The 6,593-nt window shown below is 72.5% G+C and carries 3 protein-coding genes; 1 reads left to right on the top strand and 2 read right to left on the bottom strand.

The features are described from left to right. Positions 1–79 precede the first annotated feature (79 nt). Both ACFWBB_RS12610 and ACFWBB_RS12605 read right to left on the bottom strand, forming a co-directional pair. Positions 80–3,448 (bottom strand): S8 family serine peptidase, encoded by a 3,369-nt coding sequence (locus ACFWBB_RS12610; protein ID WP_385269995.1) that lies wholly within the window; start codon positions 3,446–3,448, stop codon positions 80–82. A gap of 119 nt (positions 3,449–3,567) precedes the next feature. Continuing rightward, a complete protein-coding gene (locus ACFWBB_RS12605; protein ID WP_385269993.1) occupies positions 3,568–5,214 on the bottom strand; it encodes a glycoside hydrolase family 13 protein in 1,647 nt (548 codons plus the stop codon). A gap of 276 nt (positions 5,215–5,490) precedes the next feature. On the opposite strand from ACFWBB_RS12605, the gene ACFWBB_RS12600 reads away from it, so the two are divergent. Then, positions 5,491–6,465: an LAETG motif-containing sortase-dependent surface protein gene (locus ACFWBB_RS12600; RefSeq protein ID WP_385269991.1), complete on the top strand. Its 975-nt coding sequence runs from the start codon at positions 5,491–5,493 to the stop codon at positions 6,463–6,465. The last annotated feature ends 128 nt before the right edge of the window (positions 6,466–6,593 follow it).

The raw sequence follows: 6,593 nt of genomic DNA, 5'->3' as shown, positions 1-6,593 counted from the left end.
GGCCGACAGGTGTCGGCCGGGCCGCTCCGTTGCCGCACGGGCACCCCCGTCCCGTGCGGCGGATCAGGTACCGGGCGCCCTACTTGGCCCGGTACGCGTTGCTGATCGTCTGGGTCAGTGTGTTGCCCTGCCGGTCGACCACGACGGCGCGCAACGAGACGGCCTGGCCGGCCGCGGGGTTGCGGACCAGGAACCCGCCCTTGCCCGGCTTTGCCTTGGTCCAGGTCTTTCCGTCGTGACTGACCTCGACGGTGAGCGACTTGAGGTTCTTTCCGGCGGCGGCGCCGACCACGGTCACCGGCACCCGGGTGACCGCTCCGGCCCTGGCCGTCGAGTCGAGGGCGAGACGCGGCGTGAAGCGGACCACGGAGATCGGCAGCGCCTCCTCGGCGGTGGTGTGACCGGAGGTGAAGGTCCAGGCCGCCGACACCTCGGTGGGCGCGGCGGCGGGACCGGCGCGGGTGGCGGTCGCCGTGAGCCGGAAGTCACCGGGCTCCGCCGGGACGGTGACGCCGTTCCAGCAGCCCAGCAGGTCCGGTGTGGAGGCGACCTCGGCGCCGTCCCGGTACAGCGTGGCCGTGACGGTGTCGTCGTTCGCGTAGCTCCAGTTGCCGGTGCCGTCCTTGAAGGGGGTGAGGCATCCGGTGATGGTGTCACCGTTGCGGGAGACGCCCTCGGCGGTTCCCAGGGCGGGCCCGAAGACCCCGACGCCCAGGTCACGGCGGTACGACCTCCCGGCTTCGTACCGCTCCATCCCCGTGCCGTGCGACAGCTCGGGGTAGCTCCCCGTCTCGTCGTACTGGTCCAGCCCGATGACCCAGTCGTTGCCCTCCGTCGTCACGTACGTCGTCGTCGCCACGGGCAGCGGGCGCATGACTCCCGGGCTGATGATGGAGCCGAAGATGTCCGGGACGACCGCTCGGGCGAAGAGCATCCCCTGCTTGTCGGCGGCCGTGGCCCCCAGCGCGGTGCTGATCTTCGCCATCTCGGCCGGCTTCGCCGTACGCGCGAAACCGGTGGCCAGCCGGGTCACCTTGCCGCCGTAGGAGAAGCGGTACTCCTTCGTGTCGTTGATGTCGAGTGCGTTGAACTGTTGGTACAGGGTGCCCTCGGTCGAGAAGTCCGGACCGAGCTGTGCGCTGCGCAGCTTCGCGGAGGACTTGCCGGCGATGGCGGTCGAGGTGCCGAACTCGGGGGTCTTCAGCTCGGTGAACATCTCGGCGTACACCCGCTCCGCGGCGGGGTCGGGGCCGGTGATGTCGATCGGCTTCGCGGTACGCGCGTCCAGCGTGACCGTCGTTTGCCCGGTGACCTCGAAGTGCGGTGCGGTGATCCGGCTGTCGGTCCCGTCCGCGTCGGTGATGATCGCGTCGAGGAAGTACACCCCCTTCGGCAGACGCACCGTGTAGGCGTCGGTCCGGGTCCATTTCGCATAGTCCTGGCCCGCGACGCCGAGGCCCGTGAGCCCGTACAGCTGGGGCCAGTAGTTCGCGGTCGGCTCGCCGTCGGTGCCGAGGTGCCGCACCGTCACGTCGTACGTCTCGACCTCGCGCTCGATGACCGCCGACGTCCTGACGGTCTGGGCCGTTCCCCGGGCCGTCACGGTCGCGGTGTACACCCCGTTGACGTCGCCGCCGGGCCGGGTGTCGGCCGTCAGGGCGACTGTGGCGGTCCCGTTCGCGGGGACGGTCAGCCGCTGGGCGTCGAGCGTGAACATGTCCGCCGGCGCCGGCTTTCCGTCGGGTCCGACGCCTGCCGCCGACAGGTCGAGGGTGACCGGCTCACCGCCGAGGTTGCGGTAGGTGATCCCCTTCGTGGCGGGCGCGTCGTCCGCGTGGGGGTAGGACTGCCGGGCGAACGTCACCGCCGAGGGCTCGGAGACGACCGTCTGCCCGATGGCCGCGGCGACGTCGACGCGACCGCCGCCCTCCGCGAACGCGCCCGCGCCGACCGGCTTGGCGCAGGCCACGAGGGCTGCCTTGAGCTCGGCGCTCTTCCAGCCCGGATGCCGCTGCTTGAGCAGCGCCGCCGCGCCGGCCACATGCGGGGTGGCCATCGACGTGCCCGAGATCGTGGCGTATCCGGGCGGCTGCTCGCCGACCTCCCGGGCGATCACGCTGTCGGGCGCCACGGCGGCGGTGATGTCCACCCCGGGCGCCGTGATGTCCGGCTTGACCACGAGGTTGTCGGCGCTCGGGCCCCGGCTGGAGAACGGGGCGACGGCGTCGTTCGCGTCGACCGCTCCCACCGCCAGCGCATTCTCGGCACTGGCGGGCGAGGAGACGGTGCCCGCGGCCGGGCCGTCGTTGCCCGCGGCGGCGACGACCAGGATGCCGCGCTCGGCCGAGAGCCGGTTGACGGCCTCTTCCAGCAGGTCGACGCCGGGCCGGTCCTGGCTGCCGAGACTCAGGTTGACGATGTCGGCGTGCTGGGCGGCCGCCCATTCCAGACCGGCGATGACGTCGGACTCGCTGCCGCTGCCGTCGTCGCCGAGGACCTTCGCGTCGAGGATGCGGGCGCCCGGGGCAACGCCCTCGAAGGTGCCGCCGGACTTCGCTCCCGTACCGGCCGCGATGGACGCCACATGGGTGCCGTGACCGAAGCGGTCCCTGGTGTCGGGCGAGGCGGAGAAGTTCTGTTCGGCCTCCTGCCGCCCCTGGAGATCGGGGTGCGTCTCGTCGACCCCGGTGTCGAGGACCGCGATCCGCACCCCCTGGCCGTCGTAGCCGGCCTGCCGGGCGGCGGGCACACCGATCTGCGTCTTGCTGCTGTCGAGGCTCGCCCGGCGGACACCGTCGAGGGAGATCCGCCGCAGCCCGGGGTCGGCGGTGCGCTGTCCGGCGCGGGCCTGGCCGGAAGGCCTGGTAAGGGCCTTCCAGATGGCGTCCGCGGAGGCGTCGGGCACGGTGAGGGCTTCGGCGTCGATCCGGGGGAGGGAGCGGCGGACCTCGGCTCCGCCCTCCGCGCGTAACGCGGACTTCAGGCTCCGGGCCGCCTTCGCCGCGGCGGCGCCCGCGGCCGGACCGCGGTAGCTGACGATCAGCCCGGTGTCCGCCGCGTGGCGCTTCCGGTAGGCGGCACCGTCGAGTTCCTTGATGTCGAACAGCCGCTCGTCGACCTGGCCCGTGTCCAGGAGCGGCCGGGCGTCGAGCGGGAGGACCAGGGTGTGCTCCTTGGTCCTCTCGATCCTGACGGGTATGTTCTCGCGGCCCTTGCCGGGCACGATCCGGACGGGCTCGCCCGCCGCGCTCACACCCACCCGGTCACCCGTGATCAGGGTGATCCAGTGGGTCACGGGGGCGGCGGCGCCGGCCCCGGCCCCGGTGGCGGCGGGCGACACGGCCGCCGCCGGTGCGGCGATGGCCGGCAGGGCACCGGCCGTCCCCGCGGCCAGCGCGAGCGCCGCCGCCATGACGGCCTTGCCAGGTCCGTTGTGTCTTCTGCGCAACTGTCCCCCTCGGAGAGGCAATCGGGCACACGAGGAGACATGTGCCTCACTCTCAACAGACGAGGTGCGCGGACCGGAATGTTTCACTTCCACTTCGGCCCGGGACAGCGGCCGGGGAGTCAGGCCAGCCAGACCGTCGTGTCCGGCGCCAGTTGCCCGCCGTCGTCGAGGGGGGCGCTGCTCAGCAGTACCTCTCCCGGCGGCAGCGGCACCGGCGCCCGGGACAGGTTGGTCACGCACCGCCAGCCGTCGTGGCGCGCGAAGGCCAGCACGCCCGGCGGGGTGTCCAGGCGCCAGGTCAGGTCCTCGCCGTCGAGCAGCTTGCGGCGCAGGCGCAGGGCCGTGCGGTAGAGCTCCAGGGTGGAGCCCTGCACACCGTCCTGGGCCTCGACGGCGTACCGCGCGAAGTACGGCGGCTGCGGCAGCCAGGCGCCGGCCGCGCCGAAGCCGTACGACGTTCCCGTCGTCGTCCACGGCAGCGGCACCCGGCAGCCGTCGCGGCCCTTGCGGACGCGGCCCGTCTGCTCCCAGAGCGGGTCCTGGAGAACCTCCACGGGCAGGTCGGCGACCTCGGGCAGGCCCAGCTCCTCGCCCTGGTAGACGTACGACGATCCCGGCAGCGCCAGCATCAGCAGCGTCGCCGCGCGGGCCCGGCGCAGGCCGACGCTCTCGTCGACGCGTGGGGCGTGGCCGCCCGAGAGGAGCCAGGCGTTGTCGTCCGTGCCCGGCGGCAGCATGAGCCGGGAGGCGTGGCGCAGGACGTCGTGGTTGGACAGGACCCAGGTGGCCGAGGCTCCGACGGCACGGGCGGTGGCGAGGGAGTCGGTGATGACCGTGCGGATCTCCTCGGCGTCCCAAACCGCTTGCAGGTACTCGAAGTTGAACGCCTGGTTCAGTTCGTCAGGGCGGGCGTAGAGGGCGCGGCGGGCGCCCGGGACCCAGGCTTCGGCGACGGCCGTGCGGGGCGGGGTGTAGGTGTCGAGGACGCGGCGCCAGTCGCGGTAGATCTCGTGGACCTCCTCGCGGTCGTAGAAGGGGTGGGTGCCCGGGGGCAGCTGGGCGAGGGCCGCCTCGCCGATCAGTTCCGGTGCGCCCAGGTCGCGGAGGGGTTCGGTGAGGTCCTTGGCGAGGGCGTGCGCCACGTCCACCCGGAAGCCGTCGACGCCCCGGTCGGACCAGAAGCGCAGGGTGGTGCGGAAGTCCTCGCGGACCTCCTCGTGGTCCCAGTTCAGGTCGGGCTGTTCACGGGCGAAGAGGTGCAGGTACCACTGGCCGTCGGGGACGCGCTGCCAGGCGCTGCCGCCGAAGACCGACTGCCAGTCGGTGGGCGGGAGTTCGCCGCTCGGGCCGCGCCCGGCACGGAAGACGTAGCGCTCGCGGGCCGGGGAGCCGGGGCCGGCGGCCAGCGCCTCCTGGAACCAGACGTGCCGGCGGGAGGTGTGGTTGGGGACGAGGTCGACGATCACCTTCAGGCCCAGGCGGTGGGCCTCGGCGGTCAGCGCGTCGAAGTCGGCCAGGGTGCCCAGGCGCGGGTCCACGTCCCGGTGGTCGGCGACGTCGTAGCCGCCGTCGGCGAGCTCGGACGGATAGAACGGGGAGAGCCACAGGGCGTCCACGCCGAGGCCGGCCAGGTGGGGCAGCCGGTCGGTGACGCCTCGCAGGTCTCCGAGTCCGTCGCCGTCGGCATCGGCGAAGCTGCGCGGATAGACCTGGTAGACGACGGCCTGTCGCCACCAGTCGGGGCGGTGGGAGGAGATGTCGGTCATGAGCGGAAGTCTGTCCATCTTGCCGGGAATGTGAACGTGCGAGCCATTCGGATCAGATCATTCCGCACGTGATGAAGATGTGGCGGAACTTTGAACTCCTCGAGGTTTGACGCAGGTTGACAGCGGTCTGCGATCCGCACGACGATGGGCCCAAGCTGTGGCCCCTGTGACCAGAGGGCCTGGTGTTTTCTTCTTTCCTTCACTGATCTGACCAATCAGCCCCGGCCGTTCCGCTCCGGCCGATGAGTCCTGGCACTCGCCAAGAATGGGATTCGCATGTCCATAGCGAGACGTGTCACCGCACGCCGGCTGCTGGGGGCGGGCGCCGCGTCGCTCACCCTGTGCGCCGCCTCCGTCGCCGCCGCTTCCGGCGCCTTCGCCAGCACCGGGACGCCCGGTGGCGACGGCTGGAAGTCCGGCGGTCAGTACCAGCCGGGGACGGGCGCGGGCACCGAGACGGGGACCGACCGCTGCGAGTTCTCGCTCGACGGCACGCACTTCTACAACTCGGTCCGGGTCGACGACCAGAACCTCAGGCCGACCGGGGACGGCAAGATCCACGTCACGGTCCGCGCGGCCGGCGACGCGACGACGTGCACCGCCTCCCTGGCCTCCTACCTCGCCCACGGTGCCGACTTCGGCACCTCGGGCGAGCAGGTCTTCGTCGACTTCGACACCGTGACGGTCAAGCCCGGCAAGACCGACACGCTCGACATCGCCGTGCCCGACGCGGGCTGCTACGCGCAGATCGACCTCTACCGGGGTGCGGTCAAGTTCGACGGCAAGCTCGACGCGAAGGACGGGTTCGTCCACGGGGACCTGCCCAAGGGCCCGGACCGGCCGGTCATCAAGGAGAAGCTGATCGCGGCCTGGAACGGCGGCACGAAGGACTGCACGGTCACCGAGCAGCCGCCGTCGTCCCCGCCGGCCGGTGGTGGCGGGTCGCCGTCGCCGTCCGCCTCGACCCCGTCGGAGCCGTCGCAGCCGTCCGAGCCGGCGGAGTCGGCGTCCGGGAGCACGTCTCCCTCGCCTTCCTCTTCGGAGTCGGAGTCGAGCACGCCGACGCCGTCCGCGTCCGCCTCCGAGTCGACCACCGCGCCGGCGCCCACGCCGAACGGTGGCGGTGGCGACCTCGCCGAGACCGGTGCGGACAGCAACACCCCGCTGATCGCGGGCGGCGCGGCCGCGCTGCTGGCGGGCGGCGCGGCGATCGTCGTCGCGACCCGCCGCCGCAAGGCGCTGCGTGGCTGACGTGACCGACGCTGCGTGGGCCCGGGAGTTCTACGCCCGGGCCCCCCGTCGGCGAGTGTTGGGGCCGCGGTGTGAGGTCAGCCCACCCCCCCCCGCACCCCCCAATTAACCTATCGCGCCACCACCCC

The organism is Streptomyces sp. NPDC060000, assembly GCF_042737375.1.
Classification (GTDB): Bacteria; Actinomycetota; Actinomycetes; order Streptomycetales; family Streptomycetaceae; genus Streptomyces.
This window is presented reverse-complemented; position numbering and strand designations above follow the sequence as displayed.